General features: G+C 39.3%; 18 protein-coding genes. 3 read left to right on the forward strand and 15 right to left on the reverse strand.

Annotated features, from left to right (window positions below; all coding sequences use genetic code 11):
* Nucleotides 1–130: 130 nt before the first annotated feature.
* The 8 genes from nagX to K5Q58_RS08735 all read right to left on the reverse strand — a co-directional run bounded on the left by nagX (nt 131) and on the right by K5Q58_RS08735 (nt 13,629).
* Entirely contained in the window at nt 131–1,303 is a 1,173-nt protein-coding gene (gene nagX / locus K5Q58_RS08700) for a transmembrane glucosamine N-acetyltransferase NagX (RefSeq protein ID WP_220753613.1), read from the reverse strand.
* Between the two features lie 34 nt (nt 1,304–1,337).
* Nucleotides 1,338–2,531: an N-acetylglucosamine-6-phosphate deacetylase gene (nagA, locus tag K5Q58_RS08705; protein WP_220753550.1), complete on the reverse strand. Its 1,194-nt coding sequence runs from the start codon at nt 2,529–2,531 to the stop codon at nt 1,338–1,340.
* Between the two features lie 66 nt (nt 2,532–2,597).
* The gene (gene nagB-II / locus K5Q58_RS08710; RefSeq protein WP_220753551.1) at nt 2,598–3,596 is read right to left on the reverse strand and encodes a glucosamine-6-phosphate deaminase NagB-II; all 999 of its coding nucleotides are present in this window, start codon (nt 3,594–3,596) and stop codon (nt 2,598–2,600) included.
* Between the two features lie 213 nt (nt 3,597–3,809).
* Complete coding sequence (nagK, locus tag K5Q58_RS08715; protein WP_220753552.1) at nt 3,810–4,715, reverse strand: N-acetylglucosamine kinase; 906 nt, start codon at nt 4,713–4,715, stop codon at nt 3,810–3,812.
* Between the two features lie 370 nt (nt 4,716–5,085).
* Complete coding sequence (locus K5Q58_RS08720; RefSeq protein ID WP_220753553.1) at nt 5,086–7,779, reverse strand: family 20 glycosylhydrolase; 2,694 nt, start codon at nt 7,777–7,779, stop codon at nt 5,086–5,088.
* A gap of 619 nt (nt 7,780–8,398) precedes the next feature.
* Nucleotides 8,399–9,103 (reverse strand): SapC family protein, encoded by a 705-nt coding sequence (locus tag K5Q58_RS08725; RefSeq protein WP_220753554.1) that lies wholly within the window; start codon nt 9,101–9,103, stop codon nt 8,399–8,401.
* Between the two features lie 246 nt (nt 9,104–9,349).
* The gene (locus tag K5Q58_RS08730; RefSeq protein WP_220753555.1) at nt 9,350–10,918 is read right to left on the reverse strand and encodes a tryptophan halogenase family protein; all 1,569 of its coding nucleotides are present in this window, start codon (nt 10,916–10,918) and stop codon (nt 9,350–9,352) included.
* Between the two features lie 113 nt (nt 10,919–11,031).
* The gene (locus K5Q58_RS08735) at nt 11,032–13,629 is read right to left on the reverse strand and encodes a TonB-dependent receptor (protein WP_220753556.1); all 2,598 of its coding nucleotides are present in this window, start codon (nt 13,627–13,629) and stop codon (nt 11,032–11,034) included.
* Between the two features lie 443 nt (nt 13,630–14,072).
* Between K5Q58_RS08735 and K5Q58_RS08740 the strand changes: the two genes are divergently transcribed.
* A complete protein-coding gene (locus K5Q58_RS08740) occupies nt 14,073–15,083 on the forward strand; it encodes a LacI family DNA-binding transcriptional regulator (RefSeq protein WP_220753557.1) in 1,011 nt (336 codons plus the stop codon).
* 113 nt (nt 15,084–15,196) lie between these two features.
* On the opposite strand, the gene K5Q58_RS08745 is transcribed toward K5Q58_RS08740, so the two are convergent.
* The gene (locus K5Q58_RS08745; protein ID WP_220753558.1) at nt 15,197–15,535 is read right to left on the reverse strand and encodes a P-II family nitrogen regulator; all 339 of its coding nucleotides are present in this window, start codon (nt 15,533–15,535) and stop codon (nt 15,197–15,199) included.
* 224 nt (nt 15,536–15,759) lie between these two features.
* Here K5Q58_RS08745 and K5Q58_RS08750 point away from each other — a divergent pair, with 224 nt between their 5' ends.
* Nucleotides 15,760–16,278, forward strand: coding sequence for a GspH/FimT family protein (locus K5Q58_RS08750; protein ID WP_220753559.1), 519 nt, complete (start codon nt 15,760–15,762; stop codon nt 16,276–16,278).
* 104 nt (nt 16,279–16,382) lie between these two features.
* Nucleotides 16,383–16,871 carry a GspH/FimT family pseudopilin gene (locus K5Q58_RS08755; RefSeq protein WP_220753560.1) on the forward strand — a complete coding sequence of 163 codons (489 nt, stop codon included), beginning with the start codon at nt 16,383–16,385 and terminating at the stop codon, nt 16,869–16,871.
* A 72-nt stretch (nt 16,872–16,943) separates the two neighbouring features.
* On the opposite strand, the gene K5Q58_RS08760 is transcribed toward K5Q58_RS08755, so the two are convergent.
* From K5Q58_RS08760 to pilV, 6 genes are read right to left on the reverse strand one after another with little or no spacing between them, the layout of a single operon-like run.
* Complete coding sequence (locus tag K5Q58_RS08760; RefSeq protein ID WP_220753561.1) at nt 16,944–17,240, reverse strand: TapY2 family type IVa secretion system protein; 297 nt, start codon at nt 17,238–17,240, stop codon at nt 16,944–16,946.
* Entirely contained in the window at nt 17,240–17,635 is a 396-nt protein-coding gene (locus K5Q58_RS08765; RefSeq protein WP_220753562.1) for a type IV pilin protein, read from the reverse strand. The genes K5Q58_RS08760 and K5Q58_RS08765 overlap by 1 nt, the downstream gene beginning before the upstream one ends.
* Before the next feature lie 6 nt (nt 17,636–17,641).
* Entirely contained in the window at nt 17,642–21,181 is a 3,540-nt protein-coding gene (locus K5Q58_RS08770) for a pilus assembly protein (protein WP_220753563.1), read from the reverse strand.
* A 3-nt stretch (nt 21,182–21,184) separates the two neighbouring features.
* On the reverse strand, nt 21,185–21,619 hold the full coding sequence (locus tag K5Q58_RS08775) for a PilX N-terminal domain-containing pilus assembly protein (protein WP_220753564.1): 435 nt from the start codon (nt 21,617–21,619) through the stop codon (nt 21,185–21,187).
* An 11-nt stretch (nt 21,620–21,630) separates the two neighbouring features.
* Nucleotides 21,631–22,638, reverse strand: a complete 1,008-nt coding sequence (locus K5Q58_RS08780; RefSeq protein WP_220753565.1) for a PilW family protein — start codon at nt 22,636–22,638, stop codon at nt 21,631–21,633.
* On the reverse strand, nt 22,639–23,166 hold the full coding sequence (gene pilV, locus K5Q58_RS08785) for a type IV pilus modification protein PilV (RefSeq protein ID WP_220753566.1): 528 nt from the start codon (nt 23,164–23,166) through the stop codon (nt 22,639–22,641).
* Nucleotides 23,167–23,179: the final 13 nt, after the last annotated feature.

Genomic DNA, 23,179 nt, shown 5'->3' on the forward strand with positions numbered 1-23,179 from the left:
AGCGTTTGACTCTTTGTTGGATGAGTCTTTGTGAATAAAGAGGTGCTTAGATGACTAGGCATCAATCCATCCGTCTCAATTAAAACGCTTTCATTTCGAACGAAACTTAACCAGCAAAGAACAACAGGTCCTAAATTCTAATAAATATTTTACGTTGATATAGCCACAACAATGCTAACCATTGCACAGCTAGTAAACTAATAACAGCAAGTAATTGCTGCCAACTCTGGGGAGCGGCATTGACTGCCCCGCCAAATAAACTTTGCGCAAAGTAATGCCAATTCATCAAGCTAGATGCAAGATATATAATGATGGCATTAGTACCTATCACCACAAAAACAAATGACCATCTTTGCCATTTAAGCACGTCAACTAGGCTATAAAAGACAGCTAGTAAAATTATGCTCCAGCCTGAGGTGACTAAAACAAAGCTACTGGTCCATAAATCTTTATTAACAGGAATGACTACATCCACCTGCCAGCCTAAAGCTAAAAATAAAGCACCAAATAACACTAGAGAAATGACCTTAACCCATTCACCAGAAAACTTACTTATAGCGGCCTGCTCTTTTACTAAATATTGCCCAACAAATACGCCTATTAAGCCATTAACCACTGCTGGTATGGTTGATAAAATACCTTCAGGGTCTAATGGACGGTTTTGGTATGAAATACCAGGAAGCAATAAAGTATCGATATATGCATTAATACTTCCAGCCTGAGTAAACTGCCCAGCCTGACCATTAGGAAATGGCACATATAATTGCAGCAATCCATAACCGATTAATATTGTTATGGCGCTAATAATTTGAGTTCGCATGCTTGTGTGCCAAACCAGCATTGCACCAATAAACCAAGCAAAACCAATTCTTGCTAATACACTTGCATACCTTACTTGTTCAGGGTCAACAGGAGCGCCTGTGCCCCAACCGTGGTTATAAAGCACGCCTAAAATAATCAATAACCCTAAGCGCTTTATGGCGTGACGATAAAGAGGCATGCGCTGAGCTAAAGGTAGCTTATCCAACCTTTTCGGTGATAAGCCTAGGGCAACACCCGATAAAAAGATGAATAACGGAAAAATAACATCGTAGAAAGTAAAGCCATGCCATTGACTGTGGTGCATTTGACCATCAAACCACTGCCATCCACTCCAACCAGTTAAAAGCACTAGTGCTGCAAACAGTCCTTCACCACCCAATATCCAAAACATATCAAAACCACGAAGTGCATCCAGAGACATAAGACGTTTCTTAATCGGTTTTGATTCTTTTGCAGTAATCTTAGAGGTGCTGCCAGACATACCAACAGCATTTGATGCTTCATTGGACATCCTGTTAAGCCTCTTGCTGTGAGTCGGATGTCACTGAAAAGACTAACTCGCCATTGATATACGTTTGGCTCACTGTATTTTTATTATTTAGCAAAACAAAATCGGCTTGTTGACCGACTGTAATTGTTCCTAAATTCTGCCTATCCAGATATTGAGCAGGATACAATGATGCCATTCTTAACGCCTCTTCATGGCTTAAACCTAACATACTGACACTGTTATTAACTGCGCCAACCATGTCCAATACGCATCCAGCAAGCTCACCCGATTTTGCATTCAGCCTATCACCTTGCCTGATAACTTCAGTACCAAACAATTCGAAACTGGCATTATCATCCATACCGACTGGAGGCATGGCATCGGTTACTAGCATGACTTTGCCTTGTGGCTTGGCTTTAATTGCAACTTTTGCTGTGGCGCTGTGAACATGATGACCATCTACAATTAATCCGCACCAAGCTTGTTCACTTTCTAATGCCGCCCCCACCATGCCAGGCTCTCTTGAACCGAAACCTGACATTGCATTAAATAAATGAGTAAATCCGTCAGCCCCAGCTTCTAATGCTGCAACAACCGTAGCGTAATCGGCATTTGAATGACCTAAGCAAACCTTAACGTCATTAGCGACTAAGGTTTTAATGACCTCAGCTGATACGTTTTCTGGTGCTAACGTTACGACTTTAATGCCTAAATCTTTACGAGAAAATATGCTGAGTTCTTCATCTGAAATACTGCGAATAAATGACTGAGGGTGCACACCTTTTTTGGGCACACTTAAATGCGGGCCCTCAAAGTGTATTCCTAAAACGCCAGCAGTTTTTGATGCGATGGCTTCTGCTACTGCGTCAGCAGCCTGAGCCATGACTTCAACTTGATCGGTAATAAGAGTAGGTAAAAAACCTGTGGTACCAAAGCGTGAATGCGCTGCACCTATGGTTTTAATACAATTTAACGTTGGCTGAGCATTGAATAATGCCCCGCCACCGCCATTAACTTGCACATCAACAAAGCCTGGCACTAATGTACCTTGTAAATGAGTCACGTTTTCAAGCTCATACTTGTCTACCAATTGAAGATCCAAGCCTTTTTCGGCTATTAGGTTGATAGCTGAAATCACGCCATTATCGACTGTTATTGCAGCTCGAGGCATGAATTGCTCGCCATCAAAATATTTATCTACAATCAGAGTTTGCTTCATAATGTGTCTCTTTACGGCTTTATATATTTTGTTTAACTGTCTTTTTAACTATCTGATTTTTATCAATTACAAAGTTTGAGTGACCTTTTTAAGCCCTTCAGGCTGATCTGGGTCAATACCACGTGCAACTGCAACTGCCGCAACATCGATATAAAAACGTTGTAATAGCGCTAATGGGGCAACACGTGGATGGATCTGAGTTGATGTTTGATTCAAATGAACTAAATCTGCACCACGCTGCTTCACATTTTCAATTTGTTCGATATGACTTTCATAAGACTCATCATTAATGCAGGCATCAACAATAGCGAGCTTTTTCTCAACTAATGTTACTGGGCCATGTAAAAACTCTGCGCTGCTGAAAGACTCGGCATGAATAGAGCACACCTCTTTCATTTTTAACGCAATTTCTTTAGTTACCGCATAACCTAAACCACGACCTAGTACCACTAGGTTGTTAACACCCTCTAATGACTCTGGTGTTAATTGAGGCGCTGAATCTACAGCAATTTGTAATGCTTTAGGCATAGAGTCTACTGCAGTTGCAAGCGATTCACTTTGTGTCCACTCTGCTGTTAATTGCACAATAGCAGAGAGGGTTGCTAAATAACTTTTGGTAGCAGCAACTGCTTTTTCTTCTCCTGCACGAAGTGGCAATACCACATCGACGATATCTTTAATTGGCGCAGTTTCATCATTCACAAGTGCAACACAAAATGCACCTGCATTTTTAGCCATTCTCGCTTGCGCTAAAATATCAGGGCTACGACCTGATTGAGAAATAACAATGACTAAACCACCTTCAAGTTGTAATGACTTACCATATACACTGGCAACTGACGGTGCAGCAGCAAAAGTAGGAATGCCCACTTCAATCTCAAACAAATACTTGGCAAAAACACCAGCATGATCTGAAGAACCACGGCCAACAATCATCACAAACTTAGGCTTAAAAGCTCGTAGCTTTTCACCCAGCTCTTTTGTTAAACCAGCATTCGCAGCAAGTTGTTCAGCAATTTTTTGTGGTGCAGAGCGAGCTTCTAGCTCCATAATTGTATCTGTCATCGGTTTAACCCTATTAAATGTTGTTAGTTAAGATGCAAAATTGCAACTCACTGATGTTTGGATAAAATAGTTGAGTTAGGTTTTCCAAGTGCGACTCGATGAAACCCTTCCTGATTAATTAGTATTTAAACGTTTCTTTTAGCAAACAAACCTTTTATAGAAGCTTTTTTACTTAATCAGTTGTGCTTACTTCAATAATTATTGCGCAAATTGTTATTGAGAAAGCTGTTTGGCAAACTCTTGCTGAGCAAACAAAATGGCACCGATTTCCGGTGGAGACATAGCAAGCTCAACCCGGGCAGCGACATCTTCGTCTAGCCATTTATATAAAGGCTCAGCTAAGCCACCGATCATCGAAAAACGAGTAGGGTTAATTGCAAATAGTTTACGAGCCATATCACTAATATATTGAGCGCCTTGTTTTACAATTAATGTCGCTACTTCATCGCCCTGCTCTGCTTGCTGTAATACAATTCGTGCTAACTTGGCATAAGTACTAGAAGACTGACCCGCTAGGTTTTCTACAATCCCCATCGCATCTGTCACATTAAAATGATTTAAAATAGGCTGAGTTAAGCCAGTGTCTTGGGCAAAACCATCAAGATTCAATAACACATGCTCAGCTGCTTGCTGACCTAGCCATGCTCCGCTGCCTTTATCACCCAACGCAAAACCATGCCCACCAATTAACAAACTTTGTTCACCTACATGAGCATACCCGCAAGAGCCGGTACCTGTGATTATCACTGCACCATCGTTACCTTCATGGGCGCCGATACAGGCAGTATGTAAATCAGTGGTAAGGTACATTTTTGCGAATGGGTGCTGCCATTGAGTCACTAATTTAAATAAACGCGGAACATTTACCCCAGCAAGTCCAAGACCAGCAATCAAGGAGTGAACATCTTCAGAGGTGAGTTTGGCGTCTGCGATAGCCAGTTCAGTCGAAGCAAGAATAGATTCAAAAGTTTGCTCTAAGCCATGCAATGGATTGGCTCGTCCTGCGACTCCCGTTCCGAGAACACCTTTGTTGGGACAAAAAATTGTAGCGCGGCATTTACTGCCACCGCCGTCGATGCCAATAAAAAGCTGTGATTCAGATTGCATATTAACGCCCATGACATCCCTCTTATCTCTTCTATTTAAGCCGTGATAATGAACTTTAAAATAACGTTGATATTCGAATAAAACTCACGCTATTGCTGGCTTATTGAATAAGTTAACTTTATGTTACACCAAAAATGACAGCGTTGTCATTTAATTTTTGGCCATCTTGATTAAATCACTTACAAACAATCACTAACATATTGTTTTAAAATGAATACTAAGCTTAAAATAAATATCTAAATATGAATTTCATTGTTATTTTGAATATAAAAAAGGCGTTAACATAGTGTTTAACGCCTAATATTGTTTTTGAATAGATTCAGCTGTTTAATTAGAATTTTTGCTTTACCTATCAAACTGAGTTTATTAATACGTTATCTATTTATAAGCTCAAACTTCTGCCTTTTCTGTTTCCATCTGGTGCGACTGAACGAACCTCAACTGTGCCAGACACTTCAATAGGCTGCTCATAGCGAGTCCAGACTGCATTGTCATCGCGATATTCAATCTGCAAACCAGGAAAAGCAACGTTGGCATGTAGCTTACCGTTAATAATCTTTGCGCCCACTGTTGGTAATCGATAAGCAATATTGGCTATATCCAGCTTGGCTAATTCTTTCTGTCCAAGTGTATTGGCCAGCTCATTCCATTGTCGCTGTTGTTTATTGCGTAATTCCGCCGTAAAGAAACCTGAGTTAGCATCGTATAAAACGCCATTATATTGATAAGGCACTTCCCATTTAGCCTTATGCCAAGCTTTCTCTGCTAGCATTAATACTCTTGGGTACATCATATATTCAGCAACATCATCACTACGTATGGTTTCACTCCAAATTTGACCTTGTATGCCGCTAAAGCCTTTTCCTTTCTCTAAAGGGCCAGATATTAAGTTACCCTTGTCATCCTTTTTAACCCTATCATCTGCAACGAAGTCATTGCCTTCGATGTCCTGCCACTGCTCAGCATTAGCTGGTAAATTATCTGGCATAAAGCTGAAAATCTTTTGGCTATTTAGTGCTCGACCTGCCCAATAATAACCGTGCTCTTTTGGGTCTGCTTCATAAGGGAAGTCAAAATAAAGTACTTCAGGATTTGAAAGCACCGCATCCCAGCCAAGATTTGCCTGTTTATGGGCACGCTTATAGCCATCATGAGATATTACATCCCAAACATTACTTTGACTTTTAGCTGGCATATTTGAAGGGTTAGTATGGCTCATGCCATCGCTCCACCCAGCGGGTTCAATACCTTTGGCTGCAATCGAGTTTGATAATCGCTCAATAAAGTATGCGCCTAAATCATCAACCGAAGACACGCCTCTGTCATTACTTGCAACAAATGCCAAACACTGTGGTGATTGCTTCCATGCCCCAGCGGTTTCATCTGCGCCGATATGGTAACGATGTAGCGGATGGTTTGCTTGCTGATGCAGCTTTGCTATTTCGCTAATCACTTTATCTACAAAATGGAATGTCGACTCCATACAAACATTCAATGTATTGTCACTGTAATATTGTACTGATGAATAAACGGTTTTATCCTCAGCGTCTGACAATAAATATTCATTAGCAGCAACTTCGTTTCCTGCTGCCATAAATTGGCGATATCGTGCATCCATAGACTTTATTGCCGCTCGAGAATGTCCAGGCATATCCATTGATGGAATCACTTCGACCTGACGGGCTGTGGCATATTGTAGTATTTCAATATAGTCGGCTTTACTGTAATAACCGTTAACTTTACTATCAGCAAAAGGGCCACTACCTAACTGTGGGATAAGACAGGTAGTTTCGGTCAAATCATGACAACGTTTACTACCGATATCTGTTAGTTCTGGTAATCCGTCAATTTCTAAACGCCAACCTTCATCATCAGCCATATGTAAGTGCAATTTATTGAGCTTATAAGCAGCCATTTGGTCGATTAAATCTAAGATCATTTGTTTGCTATGGAAGTTTCGAGCGACATCCACATGCATGCCACGAAAGTCATAACGCGGGCTGTCTTTTATTTGTAGGGCATTGAGTGACAACTCATCTGGTGTAATTAACGCCGCAATCGATGCGATACCGTAAGAGAATCCTGCTTCATCTGTAGCAGTTATGGTAATTTCATCCGCTGCTAGTTCAAGCTGATAGCTCCCACCAACTCTAATTTGTGAATCAGTGACTAACTGTAATGCTAAACCACTGTTATTTGATGCAACCCCTATGCGGGATAATCTTGCCAGAGCCGCTGCAACCGCTTCAGGGTTTACTTGATTATAACTAACATTAATCCCTTTTGTTAAATCAACCACTTTGTCTGATGAGGTGACAGAAATACTATCTGGAGTAGGAATTATTCGGTTTTCAGCTAGAGCGTGACTAAACGATACATTTTGGTTTGCATCAAATAACACTTCAGCTTTCGCCCAAACAAGCTGATCTTTTTCAGTGCGACGATATTGTCTTTTAGCATCAGTGAAAGCTTCAACATATGGACGCTGCTCCATTCCTGTTTCAGTATCGATGGTCACTTTAGTGCTATCAATGACTGCAGGTGTTAAGCCTTCGACAACAATGTAGTAGTTAGGCATAGGATCGGTTTCAGATAACTGCCATAACTCACCTCTAAAGTTGAGCGTTTTAGTCTCACCAGCTTTAAAACCAGTAAAATTTTTGGTTGGTGTAATTTGGTGTAAATCACCTTGTACTCGCTTAATCTTAAACTCGGGGTTTAACACTTGCTGAACCGGGCGCATTTGGCTGTAAAAAATTGACCAATTTCTATCTGAAATATTCTGAGCGCTAGTAAAATCTATTTCAGCAATAAAGCAACGTTGATCTTGCTGTTCTTCTGCGCAGGCTTCTTGCGGGACATTGCTCACCATACGATAAGTCACATTCAGTTGCTCAGCGAATTGATTAAGCGCAGCTTGAGTCCAACTATGAGTTGCACTTTCAGTTTTCAACGATGGTTGAGTCTCTGAGCTTGAGTCTATGTTAGCTTGGGCTTGAATTTCTGAAGATGAATGCTGACAACCAGCAACCCCTAACGACAATAATAATGCTGATGCGATGATAGTCTTATTCATATGTTCCTCAGTTTATTCCTTGTTATTACTAACGCTAACAGTTCAGTGTATTTGAATTAGTGGTAAAAAATGACTTTTAACTATCTCTTTATTTTTTATCAGAATAAACAAGCTGGCATAAAGATTTTGTATAAAAAAGACAAAAAAATAGCTGGGAACCATAGGATGAACCCAGCTTATACTCGTTTCTGGGGAGAGACTAAAAGTATAAAATCAATTGTGCCTCGCCCGACCGAAGCACAATCAATGACATGGATAAAAGACCTCTTCCTTACCCATGCGGACCTTAAAACAACGAATCACACAAGCCATGACAACGCTGTCATTTATAATCTACAGAATAATGTTTTGGATTTCTACACTTTTTTAATCTTTAGCTACAGATAATTAACAATGTTAATTATTTACTCTATAAAACAGACAGTTAACCCTTCCGCCATTCTTAAAATAAACTGAACCATGTTAAGAAAAGTGACGTATCCCAGAGGTTAATCTTAAGATTAGCGACAATAAAAAAGGCATTAATCGCGATAAGGTGATTTATACCATGCGAATAATGCCTTTATTTGACCATCAAGTTTACTTGAGTCGGCCTTAAGGGGCTATCAGTCCCCCAAGATTATGCTTTAGACATAATCTCTGTACGTGCCAAACGGTTAACTTGATTCAATGATGAAAGGTGGCCATAAATAGGACCTAATAAACCACGTTTTCTAAGCTCTAAATAATCTTCATCAGATAATTCGTTAAGCTTAGCTTCATCAATTAAATATAGACCATTGATGTTACGCTTCTCACCCGCTACATCAACTGTAAGCGTTTGAGTTGTCAGTAATTCTTTTTCGGCTAAGAAACCTAAGATGTTACGGCTGGCTTGATCTTGTTCAAAATGAGCAATTAGTGCTTTCTTGCGGTTTTCTAGGTATTCAGTTTCTTTCTCACCTTCGAATAATGCTTGGCCTTCAGTTTTACTTACTTCAGCTGCTTCTTCGCGAATACCAATCCAAACTTTATCTTTTACATCAGGGTTTAATACTAAACCAAGTGGATAGTCACGCACGACAGCCGGGATATAAAGCCCTTGCCATTTGCCATCTTTAACACTTAAATTCTGACCAGGCTTAAGGCCTAGCATAGCAACAGCTTGAAACTCACCATTGTCACTATTTTTTACGAATACAATCGGGTATTCAGTTGCTGCACGACCAATTTCGTGCAAAGTTACTGGAACAATATGCTGATCTGCAACATGGTTATAGCTTGTTGGAGTGATTTTTAAATCACCGTGCTTTGCATGTTCAAGTAACGTAATTTGGTTAGACATCTTGGCTCCTTCAGGCGCTTCTAATCAATAAAAATATAAATTGGGATTCAAATCCCTTTTAGTTTAATTTTCCGTATTACAATTTCGCTTGCAGATTAAAATGTAATTCCACAATTTTTAAATGATGCTGCATGAATAGCGACTTAGTGAATGCCTATGTGAACCATTCACTATCATTTATCTGTTGCTAACGTTACCGTATTGAGAAATAAAGTACCACCAGCTTACTAGTTTTATTGGGGTGTATTAGATTGTTTTCAAGCCAAATTGCTTAATTTTATTTAATAATGCTCTATGCTCTGGCAATTCAGCAGCTAAGCCTTTACCGATCTTTTCAATCTGAGCTATTTGTTGCTGTGCTATGTGATGATATGACTCCGATAAATTAGCGGCTTTAGTTTGATATTTCATCCCATAAAGCACGTAAAGGTAATTATCGATGTTGAATACTTCGAAACGGGAAAATAAATCATCAGTAAGAGGGCTGTAATTCTGCCATAGCGCCATTTTGTGCTTTAATGGCTCAGGAATAGACTCTGGATGTCGGTTATCAATCCAAAAGTCAGAGTCAGTTCTATCAGAAATACAATAATGCAGCTTGGCAAATTCAACGACTCGCTCCCATGCATACGTCATGGTGTTATTGAAACGTTCAGATAATGCTGGCATTTGCGCCATGGTCTGCGGTAAACGTTTAGCAAGATAACCTGCTGCAAAATCAGTAAGCAGTATAGAAGTCGCCTCTATGGGCTCTAAAAAACCTTGCGCAAGGCCTAATGCCACACAGTTTTTGAACCAAAACTTTTCTCTATACCCTACCTTCATCGGAATTTCCCTCGAAGCTAAGCTAGCTAACTTACCACCAAGGTAACGATCAAACTTTTGCTCAGCTTCTGAAGATGTCATGTGATTATCTGAGTAAACAAATCCAGTACCACGACGCTCAGGTAAAGCAATATCCCACACCCAACCAGCTTGGTGAGCTGTGGCAATAGTATAGGGAGGAATAGCATACTCTTCAGTGATAGGAACCTGAGCGACAATAGCCTTATTAACAAATAATTGTTTAGACTTATCGACAAACGGAACTTGAAGCTTTTTAGTTAATAAAATCGACTCAAAACCGCTACAGTCGATAAAAAAATCAAATGCCAATTCTCCAAGCTTATCGGTTTTAAGTTGAGTAAGATTGCCTTCATCATCAATATCAGCATCAAGCACATTTGCTTGTAGATGCTGAACCCCTAATTTACTAGTTGCATTACTGGCGAGTAATTTGGCAAATTTAGCAGCATTAAGATGATAAGCGTAACTGACTTTACCGCCATACTCTGGCGTAGTGATTAATTTCGGCGCTTTTAACGCTTCACAGATATAATGTTGCGGGGAAACATTTTGCGAATAGGACGTTGATGAGTTTGAATGAGTTGCTTGCTGATGAAGCCACTGTGGCGTTAAATCAGCCCCTAACGGGCTTGGCACATCAAATAAGTGATGATAACTATTATTCTCTCCGTGCTTGGTTTTATCTAACCAATTGCAGAATTTGATAGATTGCTTAAAACTTACATCACAGTCTCGAATAAAGTCTGTTTCACGAATGCCAAAGCTTTGCAGAGATTGCTTAATCGCTGGAACAGTCCCCTCTCCTACACCAATGGTTGGAATATCAGGAGACTCGATTAGTGTCACGGTAACATTAGGCAGTAATTGAGCCGCTATGCCAATATGATTAGCCGCTAGCCACCCAGCTGTGCCGCCACCAATAATGACAATACGCTGTACTTCTTTATTGACCTTATCGACCTCAATCATATCGACCTCAAATTGTTAGCTTTCATTTTTATTATTAGTTTATTTAGCATCTTACATTAAAAAGCCTAGCAATTAGCTAGGCTTTTTATCAACTTATCAATACTAAATAGTGTTTAGAAGCGTAAGTTTAAACCCACTTTGTAACGTGCTTCACCTTCGAAGCTCCATGCTGGGTATCCACCTTTAAGTTCAGGTTTAACTTCAGCATCATCAGGTGCTACACCTAATTGAACACTGTCTTCTTCGAGTAAATTTACAACTTCAAAAGTGATACCTAAGTATTCTGTGATGTTGTAATTTGCACTTAAGTCAAGTGTGCCAAAATCTTGATGTTCACGGTTACCGTAGAAACCTGGTAATTCACGCATCATGTATTCACTACGCCAGTTATAAGCAACACGTGCAGAGAAGTCTTCCATCTCGTAATAACCCACTAAGTTAACAGTGTGCTTTGAAGAGTCTGAGAAAACACTCACTTCATCAGGATAGTTCTCAGCAGAAGCATCTGAATCTGCAAAAGTATAGTTCGCAGAGTAACCGAAACCGTTATCGAAACCATCTTGGATTTGCAACTCGATACCTTGGATTTGACCACCTGTACCATTTTTCTTACTCGATACAGTCCAGCTATCTTCACCTGAATCAGGGTCAGTAATGCCGATGCTTTCATCTAACTTTTGTTCAGAAGTAACAAACGAGCTAACATCTTTAATGAAGTATGCTGCACTCATTAATCCATCAGGACTAAAGTACCATTCAACACCTAAATCTGCTTGAGTGGCTTTAAATGGCTCAAGAGCAATATTACCTGTATTGACGACTTCGTTACCTGCTGTGCCATCTTGATAACCCACTAAAGAAGATGAAGCAAACATATCAGCATAATTAGGACGTGAAATCACCTGCGATGCAGAAGTACGAATAATAACGTCTGGTGCAACGTCAAAGGCAATGTTCACACTTGGTAGTACATCGCTGTAGCTTGCATCTGCTGTACTTAAATTATCAGCATATGAACCATCAGCTTGTAATGCAAAGTAATCAGAAGTTGCATCAGTCGAGATATAACGTAAACCGAAGTTACCACGCATGCCGTCAGCTTCAAAATTAGCCATTAAATATAAAGATAAGTTTTCTTCGTTGATGGTACCGTAACCTGACTTATATACCGGACCTTCAGTTGAGAAACCATCAATAGCTGCTTTTGCATCCTTTAGCATGGCATCCATATTAGGCTTAGGTAAGGTATAACCCGCACCTGATGAGATTTGACCGCTGTAGTAAGCAGATGCATCTTTTGCAGTGATATCAGATCTAACATTAGCAGGTAAAGTCAGCATGCTAACATCATGGTCTGCATAACGAATACCCGTTTTGAATGCGGTGATTGCACCTAAATCTGTTGGTATTGTAAAGTCGACTTGTGCATATGTTTCTTCATCTGAGTTAGGTTGCTTTTTAAGCGCCCAACCTGCAGGAGACAATTGACCGCCAAAGTCTTCAGCGGTGAAGTTTTTATTAGCGACATCAATATTAATCACTTCACCAGTGGCATCATATGTACCGGCATAATCTGCAGCTGTACCTAACCAGAAACCGTAGTTAGAGGTTAATTCTGTACCACCTTCAGATTTAGTATTACCAACACGACCTTCTACTTTGAAGTTATCATTTTCATAATCGAAATTAAAATCATAAGTATTTGAGTCCATGCTAGCTTGACGAGCCCAAGTTTGTGCCCAACCCGGATTTGCGCCATTGCCATCACGACGATAGAAAGTACAAGTTCCTAAAGAATTACGCTGTTCACAAGCTTCATCTTTATCATCTGGGAACATAACAAATAATGACGTATTGGCATTATTTGCTTTCATATCCAGACTCATGAAATCTAGACCAAAATTTAAGTTATCTGTTGGGCTATATTGTAATGCACCGTTAATTGCAGTTCGTTCACGGTCTTGTTCAAATGTAGTAGGAACAATATCGCCCCAACCAACTAATGACTCAATGCCATTACGTTGATAACTTGTTTCTGATACTGCCGCTGAAAGTAGGAAACCAAAGTTCTCGTTCTCATTTTTCCAGCTATATAAGCCTGACAACTCAGGATCAGTCTCTTCAGAAACACTTCCGTAGTCTGCTTTAGCACTAACGAATACAGAGTTTGCATCTAAATCTAATGGTTTACGCGTTTTAACGATGACTGTGCCACCGATACCGCCTTCAGGTAAATCAGCCTGAGACGATTTGTACACCTCAATACCACCCACCATTTCTGATGGTAATAAACTGTAGTTAAAGCTTCTGTCAATAGACTGTTGGTCAAACCAACCAGTTGAAGCAACTGAATGGCCATTTAATAAGGTACGAGTCAAGCTGCTTGAAGCGCCACGAATTGAAACACCTTGCCCTTGACCAAACTGACGACTAACCGCAACACCAGGTATACGTCCTAATGACTCACCCACGTCACCATCAGGAAATTTACCAATATCTTCAGCAGTAACGGCATCAACTACAGCGTTAGAAAAACGTTTATCATTAACTGAAGCCTTCATCGAGGCACGCATGCCTTTAACTTCAATTTTTTCGATGTTTTCATCTGCAGTTTCAGCATCGGCTGCTAAAGCACCAACTGAAACCATACTGCCAAGTAAGATAGCAATGTTAGTTGCTAAAACATTTTTCTTAAAATTAATAGGTCGCATCTTCATTTCCCTTCCATAACTTTATTATCGTTTTTGGATACATAACCATTCCAACCGGAATGACAACGCTGTCATGTCTAGAACAAACATTACACAATTATTAACAGGCTTGCCACAACAAAATAACTTAAGCGCGATATTTCTGTTCAAAAAACAGTAATGACTAGTATTACATTTTTCACATAAATAAATAAAATCAGTGGTTTACCAAAAAACTTTTCCTGCATCATTTTTGCTACATTTATTTTTCTAAAGGTACTCATCCAACCAGAAAGACAATCGGCCATTGCCTATTTCGTCAAAAATAAGCACTATTAGTCATATTCAACTTATCTGATTTCATCTAATAGACGCTTTGATCACAATTTATTGGGGGATAAATGTCATCAAATAGAGATAAATATCTGCTAAGTTAGTCGCCTGAATCAAAGAGCAAAATTATAATGAAAGTAACCATCAATGATGTCGCCAAGCATGCAGGCGTTTCGATCAAAACTGTTTCACGAGTGACCAACAAAGAGTCATCTGTAAGACAGGCAACAATTGATAAAGTTAACGCTGCAATTAGCGAACTCAACTACCAACCTAATCTAGCTGCTAGAAATTTAGCGAGTACAAAATCATATGTCATTGGTTTTATCTATGATAATCCCAATGCTTACTATGTCATTGATATGCAAAAAGGTATTTTGTCAGCTTGCCAAGATACAGGTTATGAACTGCTCATCCACCCTTGTGATGCAAAATCTATAGATATTTGTGAAGAGCTCACCCAAATGGTCAAGCATTCACGTTTATCTGGCCTAGTCCTGACACCACCTATGTCTGAAGATCCAAAAATTCTTGCTGCATTAGATAAAATTGATGCTAATTATGTCCGTATTATTGCAGGTGAAAACACTGAATCAGAAAACGGCTTAACGGTCTTAGTTAATGATAAGCATGGCGCACTAGAAATCACCCAGCACCTTATTGATATGGGGCATTCAGACATAGGGTTTCTTAGTGGTGATCAGCACCATGAATCAACCAAGGAACGTCTAACAGGCTTTAAGGACGCATTAACTCAAAACCAATTATCTGTCGTTAATGACTGGATATTAGACGGGCAGTATTCTTTTGAATCTGGCGTGGAAGGTGCAAATAAATTAATTAACTTATCTAAGCGCCCCACTGCAATTGTCGCATGTAACGATGAAATCGCTGCAGGAGCCTTGTTTGCGGCAAGGTTAGCTGGGTTAGATATACCTAAAGACCTTTCAATCGTTGGCTTCGAAGATAGCCCTTTCTCTCGCCAAACTTGGCCAAAACTCACCACAGTGCATCAGCCCAATGTTAAAATTGCCAAGGTAGCAACTGAGTTGCTTATTGCAAATAGCAAAGCAACTGTAGAACAGAAATCAATGGTGTTTACCCCAGAGCCTGTTATTCGGGACTCTTCAGCGAATCGTTAACAAAAAGCCAAAGCTTTTACTGAAGTGACACTGCAACAAAAAAGCCTCTAAACAATAAATGTTAGAGGCTTTTCTATTATCTGGGTTTAGCTTGGGGCTAGAAACGAAATGCTTTACACCGCTTCTTCATTCTCTTCACCAGTACGAATACGGATAACGCGTTCAATATCAGTGACGAAAATCTTACCATCACCAATTTTACCTGTTCGTGCAGTATCAACAATCACTTCAATAGCCTGATCTAATTGCTCATCCTGAATAACCAATTCGATTTTAACTTTAGGAAGAAAGTCGACCATATATTCTGCACCACGATAAAGCTCAGTATGACCTTTTTGACGACCAAAGCCTTTAACTTCTGACACGGTCATGCCAGTGATACCTATTTCCGCAAGTGACTCACGCACATCATCAAGTTTGAATGGTTTAATAATGGCTTCTACTTTTTTCATCAATCACTCCTGTAAAATTTCGACGGGGCACAACTTGCGCTAACTTACTTTGTAAGTTAATTCAGCTATCAACTAAAATTTCAGTACACAGTTTACCTGAAACATCATTCACTTACTTACATAATTTATTATTTTAAACTTAAAAAAGTCAAAAAATAAATTAATGACTATACTCATACCACTGTCACAGGAAGTGACTTTTACACCAACATGGATGAATAGTAATGTCTTACCGATCAACTCACGGGTTCAATTTAATTGAACTCGTCACAGTATTATTAATAGCAAGCATAATAATACTGATTGCAACACCTCAACTTACCTCTTTAAACCAAAGTATTCGCGCTGCTAGCAGTATCAGAACGATTCAATCTTCTATACAGCTTGGTAGAAATTTAGCTATCAACTACGGAGTAAACGTAACAGTTTGCCCCGTTTTAGAAAATCAATGCGCATCTAATTGGCAATCGGGGTTTACTATTTTTACTGATACTGGACAAAAAAATGTTATCGATGGTGCAGATCTAATCTTACATGAGGTTAGTCCATTCCATTACGATGATATTGTTCAATATAACCGTAGTTCAATCCGATTTAAAAGCACAGGCCTAGCCTCCGGCACTAATGGCACACTTACATACTGCCCTGTAACATTTGATAGTCAGCACTCTAAAGCAGTAATTATTAATCAAGCTGGACGCATAAGGTTTTCGAAAAAAAATAATATATCTTGTAAACAATAATCAGCACTAACAAGTACATTAATTGAGTTAATTAAAATCAATTAATCACTGAATTTAACAGCTTCCTTGGTTATACTTAAATCAATAAGTACAAGGAACTTAACATGAAACAAGCTTTAAAAGGATTTACATTAATTGAGTTAATGGTAACTGTAACTATCGCAGCAGTAATAATAACTGTAGCTATACCCTCTCTTAAAACGTTCTATGAACAACAGCGAGTTAGAAGCAATATTGAAGTCATTCAAAATATTGTTTCTTTCGCTCGAAATCAAGCTGTGAGCTATGGTGCCACTGTAAGTGTATGCCCTTTTGCAAGTGCTACTTCCTGTGGTTCGACAACAGACTGGAGCAATGGCGTAAGAGTTTTTATCAATGCAAATGGCGCTGATACTGAACTAAGAGCAATAGATGGCTTTAATGACAATGACTCAGTAAAAGGTCCTGCTGGAGTAATGACATTTTCTGCGGATGGTTTATCTTCTGCTGGCGAGTTTATTTATTGCCCTGCAGGAGAAAGTGACTCTTCTAGAAGTATAACCGTGAGTGGTGGAGGATTAATTTCTTATGGGCCTGATGGAAAAACCTGCTAATTACAAAAATAATTAGCAGCTTCTTTACCTAGAAATAGGTGTTAAATTTAACACCTATAAAGCTAACCAAGTTTAGCGGAGTGTTCGGTTATCGATTTCCCGGCCTAAACTGGTAGAAAATATTGCATCTAGAGGTAAGCACTCATTAACTTCTCGGATGAAATATTTTCTATTCTTTTGATAATCTTTCATTTTTCTACCCGCTAATCTAGCCATTTTGTTATCGGCTTCACTTGCTTTCCAACGGAAAAAAATAACTCTGTCTTCGGATGATGTAGTGACATGACATTTATAATCCTGCTTCTCGTTTGCTTTAGCAACAGAATAAAACGGCATCAAACATAGGATGACTATAAATAATTTTTTCATTACCAACACTCCTCTGAAGGACCTTTTACACCGGCTGCTGTAAGAGTAATTGTTGCACAAGTAGAATCTCTGGCCGCTTGAACACCTATTGCAGTAGCAGTAATTAAATAATCATTGGTACCAGCTGAGTCAACTGAATAGAACGCCGATTCAGTTACAAAAGGGTCTGCATTTAAGCCTAGTGAAGTCATATCTTCAGCAAAAGAGCGATTGTCAATATAGAACTGCTCTTGCAGGTTTGCGACTCGCATTACTGCTGCAACCCCTTCAGAACGAGCACTTTTTATCACAAAGTCTGTATAGCTAGGATAAGCAATGGAAGCTAATATACCTATAATCACAACGGCAATCATTACTTCAATTAACGTAAATCCATTTCGTTTCACTGTATTCATTAAGCGCTACTCTTCAATATGATAATAAATTCTATTTGTGCTCAAACCTGAGCCTAAAGTTGCAGTACCTTTACATTCACCATTCTCACATTCCCCTTTACCAACACCAATGATATACGCAATCGCTTCTTCACCTTCTTCCGGTGATGGGATAACAATTTGTGGTGTATCTGGAACACGCTCTCCAAGTTCATAGTAAAGTTCACTGTATGTTCTGGTACCTTTATGTAAACCTAAAACATATAACCTGCCTTGCCCAGAAAAATCACAAACTCCTGCTCCTAAGTCAATCTCTTGATCTGATGGGGGAAGGAAAGAGGTAAAATAGACATTCCCATCAAATATTAATGAAGATGATAAACTCTTTTCACCTGTTGAAACGAAATCATAGTACCAGCCTCTTTTCGTACCAAAGGAAATGTTCTCTGTTTCCGTAGTCGGAGAATCAGAAGTCACATCATATAAATCTGATAGGCCCAAACTAGCAGGAGCATCCGTTGCTGAGAAAGTTTTGGTCACAACATTTCTGTCTTGGAACACGTAGAACATATCATTAGTTGTTTCACCTAAAGGATTAGTTCTGTTACCTGTTCCAATTGCTACTGCATCATAAGGAATATTTTGATAACTCAATACTCCACTTGTACTATGAATATTATTAAACTGAGTCTGCGCTACTGTCGGCTCAGAGAAGAACATTCGATCATCAGGTGATGAACCACTACTTATAGATGCAAATTCAAAAATGCTCCAAGTCGATTTGTCTGCAGAAGGCATATCCATCCGCCAAACCTTACCACCAACATCAGAAGCATAAATTCTGTCGGTAATGCCATCATTATTACTATCAAGAACAGCAACTTTAGTCGCCACACTGCTCATAGCCGTAGCGGTAAACGTTTTTATAATACTGTCATTAGGTCCTGTATCCGCATTAACGATATAAATGGCTTCACCGTTACCATCACTGGACGCCATACCACCACCAAATATCAATACAGGACTATCCACACCAGGTACAAACGTAACGGTTGGTTCAGACCATGTTTGACCAAGGTCTTCAAAACCTGGTGTAGTAGAGTTGATAGACCATTTGAAGGAAGGTGAATCCGGATTTGTTATATCTAGTGCATAGTACGATGCTCCACCTCTTCGCATCCCCATATATGCCCAAGCCTTATTAACTTTGCCGCTTGAGTTTGTTTCGGTATATGCTACCGGAGATAAATCCATACCATATATACTGTGAACACCAGTTTGTTGATTTTCTCTTAGTACAGGGATATTGCTCCAAAGTTCTTGCGGAATAAATGCCCATGTTTCTTGTACCGACCCTACTGAGAAATCATCGCTTCCAGAGTCAGAATCTTTGAACATATGAACTAAACCTTGGTTTGTTCCCACTAATATTCGTACATCTAAATTTTCAGTGCCACTTTCATTGGGTTTATCACCGAAATTAATAGCAAGAGGCTTAGAATGAAGTGGATCGCCCATAATATCTTCACGAGCATCGGACGTAGAATTATTATTATTGTCATCATCGACATCGACACCATATAACCAGTCAAGATCCTCTTGTGAGTAACTACCAACAAAACTTGAACCGTCAATATCGATCAAACTACTTCCAGAAGTTGTTTTAATATTTCGATTTTTTAAGGTGTCCCTTAAGTGTGGTAAAACTCCACCTGAATTGACTTTATTACCGTCAATATTGCCAGCACTACACGTATTCCAATAAGTACAAGTTGTTGAGGCAATATTACCATCAGAATCAATCGCTGTTGTGGTACCACCAGGGCCTACTATTTCACCACTTGAATTAACTTTTAATTTCTTTAAATTACCACTCCATCTTGGTCCGCCACCAGGGTAAAACATTGCAAAATAAGCAGAGTTAAAGGTCTCTGTTTTATCAAAGTTATTACTGGCAATACTCGGTGAAGTAAATGATGAATTAATTTCTAAAATATTATTTAAAATAGAACTGATTGCTGCTGATAAGCTCAACCCCGTTGATGCCTTAAAGTATCCTTCTGATACCCCATTAGCATCACGAGGGCTACCAGCTCTAAACGCAGCTTCTTCTAATAATTCAGCCGCAGCGTCAGCGCCATCAGAAAAACCGATGGTATAAAGTTTCACTGTTTGCCTATTATCCACACCATTTGAATCCACTACACCTTTAACAACATCATTATTTGCCATATATGCTGCTAGTGCAGGTAGATAACTAGATTTAGAGTTACCAAACTCAAATACAGAATAATCAGCAGCTTCTTCAGCGGCACCTGTAAGCGAAGTAATTAAAGTATCAGCAGAGTGGTCTAGGGTAGGAGCACCATCTGTAATATAGATAATATATGCTGTATCTGGACACTTTTTCAAAGGCGTAGTGTAATTTCCAGAACTAATGATACTAGGAGGGTCATTTGGAGTGTACCAATCAAGTTTACTTTGTCCCTGGCCAGCACTATCTTTATTACCAAAGGTTACAGCTCCGCCACTAAAATATTGATGCGCTTCGTATAAGGTTTCACATAATGGAGTATTCGTTTGTGGATCTAATGTATTAACAAGGGTTATTAAACTCGCTTGATTTACCGAGTCCATTTCTACAATATCAGAAACTATTCGGCCGCCATCAGCATCGCCTTCATTAGGATAGTTAACATTAAAGATAGCTAACCCAGCATCAATTGGAATCGACATGTCTACTAATGCAGCTTCAAGCGCATCTTTGGCCACATCCATTCTAGAGCCAGTACCACCACTATTTTGCCCTTCATCAGTTGTCGTTACCCATTCGTACCAAACTAAATAGTGAGAGCTATATAGTGTAACAGGCACACCAGTACCAAAATCAGTGCCATTGTAACTTTCATCACGCGCGGCTGAATCAGCACCATCTGTATACATTAACTTAGTGTCAATTGGGTATCCAGCATCAAAATTGGTGTAAGTATTACCATGCTTTTCACGGCCAGGATTTGCAGCATCGTACTCTACAATATCTTGAAAGCAATCTACAATTTGACCTTGATTAAAGCCTTCATTTTCAGCTAAAGAAGTCCAAGAACCCGTATTACCAGTTGACTTAAACTCTCTTAAATAACCTGTGTATTTCCCTCTTTCTTCAAGGGCTTCAGCTGCTTTATTGCAATTATTGTTATCAGCATAAAACCGACGAGAGTCATTGGGGGAATCAGGTGTTGGTAAACTCGCACCATCATCAATACCGCCAGCATTCCAATAAATACCTTTATCGTTTATATAGCCAGAGTAACCGGCAAGATAATCATCAAACCCGCTAGCATAACTACATGCTCCTAAAGCTTTATTTTCTGCAGAGCAATAAGGACTTACAGACTCTTGATCTTCAGTTCCCATACTTCCTGAATTATCGAAAATAAAAAGTACTTGAGGCCTTTTGCCAGAACGAGCACTAGAGTCAATTAAATATAATTCGGTATCATCAGCAAAGCTAAAGCTTGAGAAAACAATTAATGCTGAAATCACACCTGTGATAAATTTATAATACATATCTTAGTTTCCTGTTAGCACTTGCTGCTCTACGCCTGCAGAAACAGTCAGTGAACCTAAATTATTTCGCCCAAACCTCGCAGTGCTGGTTACTTCAGCACGTCTACAACTCACCAAATTTGCCCCCATGGCATTTGAGGTGCGTTGACAAGCGACGTCTCTTACACCCGCTTCTGGTAGTGGTGTAATCACTTGTGCGCTATTAAACTCATTAGCATTAACAACTGCTGTCATATTCGCTAGAGAAGCACCAGAATTATTGGAAATAACTTGTTCCAAACCACCATTTGCAATGGCTTTAGCCTCAACTCTCTCAGAACCAGCACCAGCCATTCTTAATGATTGAGTTGAATTCACGGCCAAAGCGACCCCTATGACAGTCATAATGACCAGTATTATTAGTGAGGAAAAAAGCACAATTCCCTTTTGTTTTTTCATATTCTTAACCATCAGTTTCTAATTAATACTGGGTTTTCCAGTACTACCGTAGTCGCCATCACTTTTCTTCTAAAATTATCATTCGGCGCTGAAATAGGCTTGTCACCTAATTGATATTGAGTTTGATTGGTATAGGTAGAGTCTTCTTGTATAGCACGTACAAGGACATAAACTTTAATAGCCACTAATCGTTGAAATGACTCGTTATCCCACATTAAAGAGGTCACTAATGATGAAGGTATAAATCTATCTGGTGTACTATCGCCATCATTATCAAAACCAAATGAATATCTTATATTTTCGATACCCTGAACAAGTTGCTCATCATTTGTCATTCCCCCGTCTGTTAACGTTTTACGGCTTAAAATTGGAACTCCATTTTCAGTATCTATAAAATACACTCGATGTTGGTATTCCCAAACTCTTGAATTTAATAAGTCTTGAGATGGGTCTAAACCATTAAAGAAAACAGCTTGACTAGAAGTTGAAGAAACAAAAAAACTTGAACCATTGCCTACAGGGCTATCCGTACCATCACCATTGCCTGCATTTGGGCCAACAAAACGTTTTATCTGTATTACATCTGTACCTGAAACAACACTTACGCCATTTAAGCAGGTTAAAGACTCACTGCTTATTCCACTTTCATATGCCCACAAACGCCTAAAGTGAGCAGGTTGATTATTCGGTAACGTTTCATTGTTTAAACCTGCACCTATACAATCATCAGCTGCTGCGACATTACTATCTAAAAGAGTATTAGTGCCTACAATGAATTCTGTGCCTGTCATATCGCCAAAAAAACCTAGTTGACTAATATCTCTCTCTAAAATTGCCAAAGCAATCCGACCATTTTCTTGCAGTTGATTAAATTGGCTTGTCGTCGTCACATTTGATGAAGACATGCTGAACATAGTGAATATCCCTGCTGACAGAAATAAACTGATGACTAAAGCAACCATTAATTCAACAAGCGACATACCCGACTGCTTATTATTAATTTTATTTATAATTATCATTTATATGATCACTGTTTCAATTGTGTAAATTCTTCGCTTATCGCTCTCGGTGCCACACGAGTTTTCATCTCCAGAATCGCTTGTACTTCTAATGCCTTCCCAAGACAAGATGACTGTCACGGTATCGCCATTTTGCTGTATACACCCTGTAGCTGTACTCAGTCCACCAACATTTTTAGTACCAACCGTTTCAGAGGCACCAGTAAACGAGGACTGCCATTCAAATATGTCCCAATTAGTCATTTCAGCAGTTGAACATATAGCCGCACCTTCGCAATTTTTACTGACAGCTGTTGGATTACCTGAATATGGAGAACCGTTAACATAGTTGGCTAACTGAGTAGGGTTTAAACGCATCCGATTGATAATATCATTGGCATAATAAGAAGCCTGAGTCTGTTGAAAAGACTCAAAACTGCCTCGCTTAGCAACGATATGAAGATTAAAAATCCCTATCAACCCTACGGTTAAAATGACCAATGAAACCATCACTTCAATTAAGGAAAATCCATTCCTTTTAGCTGACATGAGTGTCAAACCT

This window comes from Shewanella sp. KT0246 (assembly GCF_019654955.1).
Classification (GTDB): Bacteria; Pseudomonadota; Gammaproteobacteria; order Enterobacterales; family Shewanellaceae; genus Shewanella; species Shewanella goraebulensis.

Bases quoted from the DNA above. Each gene is read 5' to 3' on its own strand.
- K5Q58_RS08750 (WP_220753559.1), top strand. From the start codon at position 15,760: ATGTCTTACCGATCAACTCACGGGTTCAATTTAATTGAACTCGTCACA.
- K5Q58_RS08755 (WP_220753560.1), top strand. From the start codon at position 16,383: ATGAAACAAGCTTTAAAAGGATTTACATTAATTGAGTTAATGGTAACT.
- K5Q58_RS08725 (WP_220753554.1), bottom strand. From the start codon at position 9,103: ATGTCTAACCAAATTACGTTACTTGAACATGCAAAGCACGGTGATTTA.
- K5Q58_RS08720 (WP_220753553.1), bottom strand. From the start codon at position 7,779: ATGAATAAGACTATCATCGCATCAGCATTATTATTGTCGTTAGGGGTT.
- K5Q58_RS08760 (WP_220753561.1), bottom strand. From the start codon at position 17,240: ATGAAAAAATTATTTATAGTCATCCTATGTTTGATGCCGTTTTATTCT.
- pilV (WP_220753566.1), bottom strand. From the start codon at position 23,166: ATGTCAGCTAAAAGGAATGGATTTTCCTTAATTGAAGTGATGGTTTCA.
- nagB-II (WP_220753551.1), bottom strand. From the start codon at position 3,596: ATGACAGATACAATTATGGAGCTAGAAGCTCGCTCTGCACCACAAAAA.
- K5Q58_RS08730 (WP_220753555.1), bottom strand. From the start codon at position 10,918: ATGATTGAGGTCGATAAGGTCAATAAAGAAGTACAGCGTATTGTCATT.
- K5Q58_RS08735 (WP_220753556.1), bottom strand. From the start codon at position 13,629: ATGCGACCTATTAATTTTAAGAAAAATGTTTTAGCAACTAACATTGCT.
- K5Q58_RS08745 (WP_220753558.1), bottom strand. From the start codon at position 15,535: ATGAAAAAAGTAGAAGCCATTATTAAACCATTCAAACTTGATGATGTG.
- nagK (WP_220753552.1), bottom strand. From the start codon at position 4,715: ATGGGCGTTAATATGCAATCTGAATCACAGCTTTTTATTGGCATCGAC.
- K5Q58_RS08780 (WP_220753565.1), bottom strand. From the start codon at position 22,638: ATGATAATTATAAATAAAATTAATAATAAGCAGTCGGGTATGTCGCTT.
- nagX (WP_220753613.1), bottom strand. From the start codon at position 1,303: ATGTCTGGCAGCACCTCTAAGATTACTGCAAAAGAATCAAAACCGATT.
- K5Q58_RS08765 (WP_220753562.1), bottom strand. From the start codon at position 17,635: ATGAATACAGTGAAACGAAATGGATTTACGTTAATTGAAGTAATGATT.
- K5Q58_RS08770 (WP_220753563.1), bottom strand. From the start codon at position 21,181: ATGTATTATAAATTTATCACAGGTGTGATTTCAGCATTAATTGTTTTC.
- K5Q58_RS08740 (WP_220753557.1), top strand. From the start codon at position 14,073: ATGAAAGTAACCATCAATGATGTCGCCAAGCATGCAGGCGTTTCGATC.
- nagA (WP_220753550.1), bottom strand. From the start codon at position 2,531: ATGAAGCAAACTCTGATTGTAGATAAATATTTTGATGGCGAGCAATTC.
- K5Q58_RS08775 (WP_220753564.1), bottom strand. From the start codon at position 21,619: ATGAAAAAACAAAAGGGAATTGTGCTTTTTTCCTCACTAATAATACTG.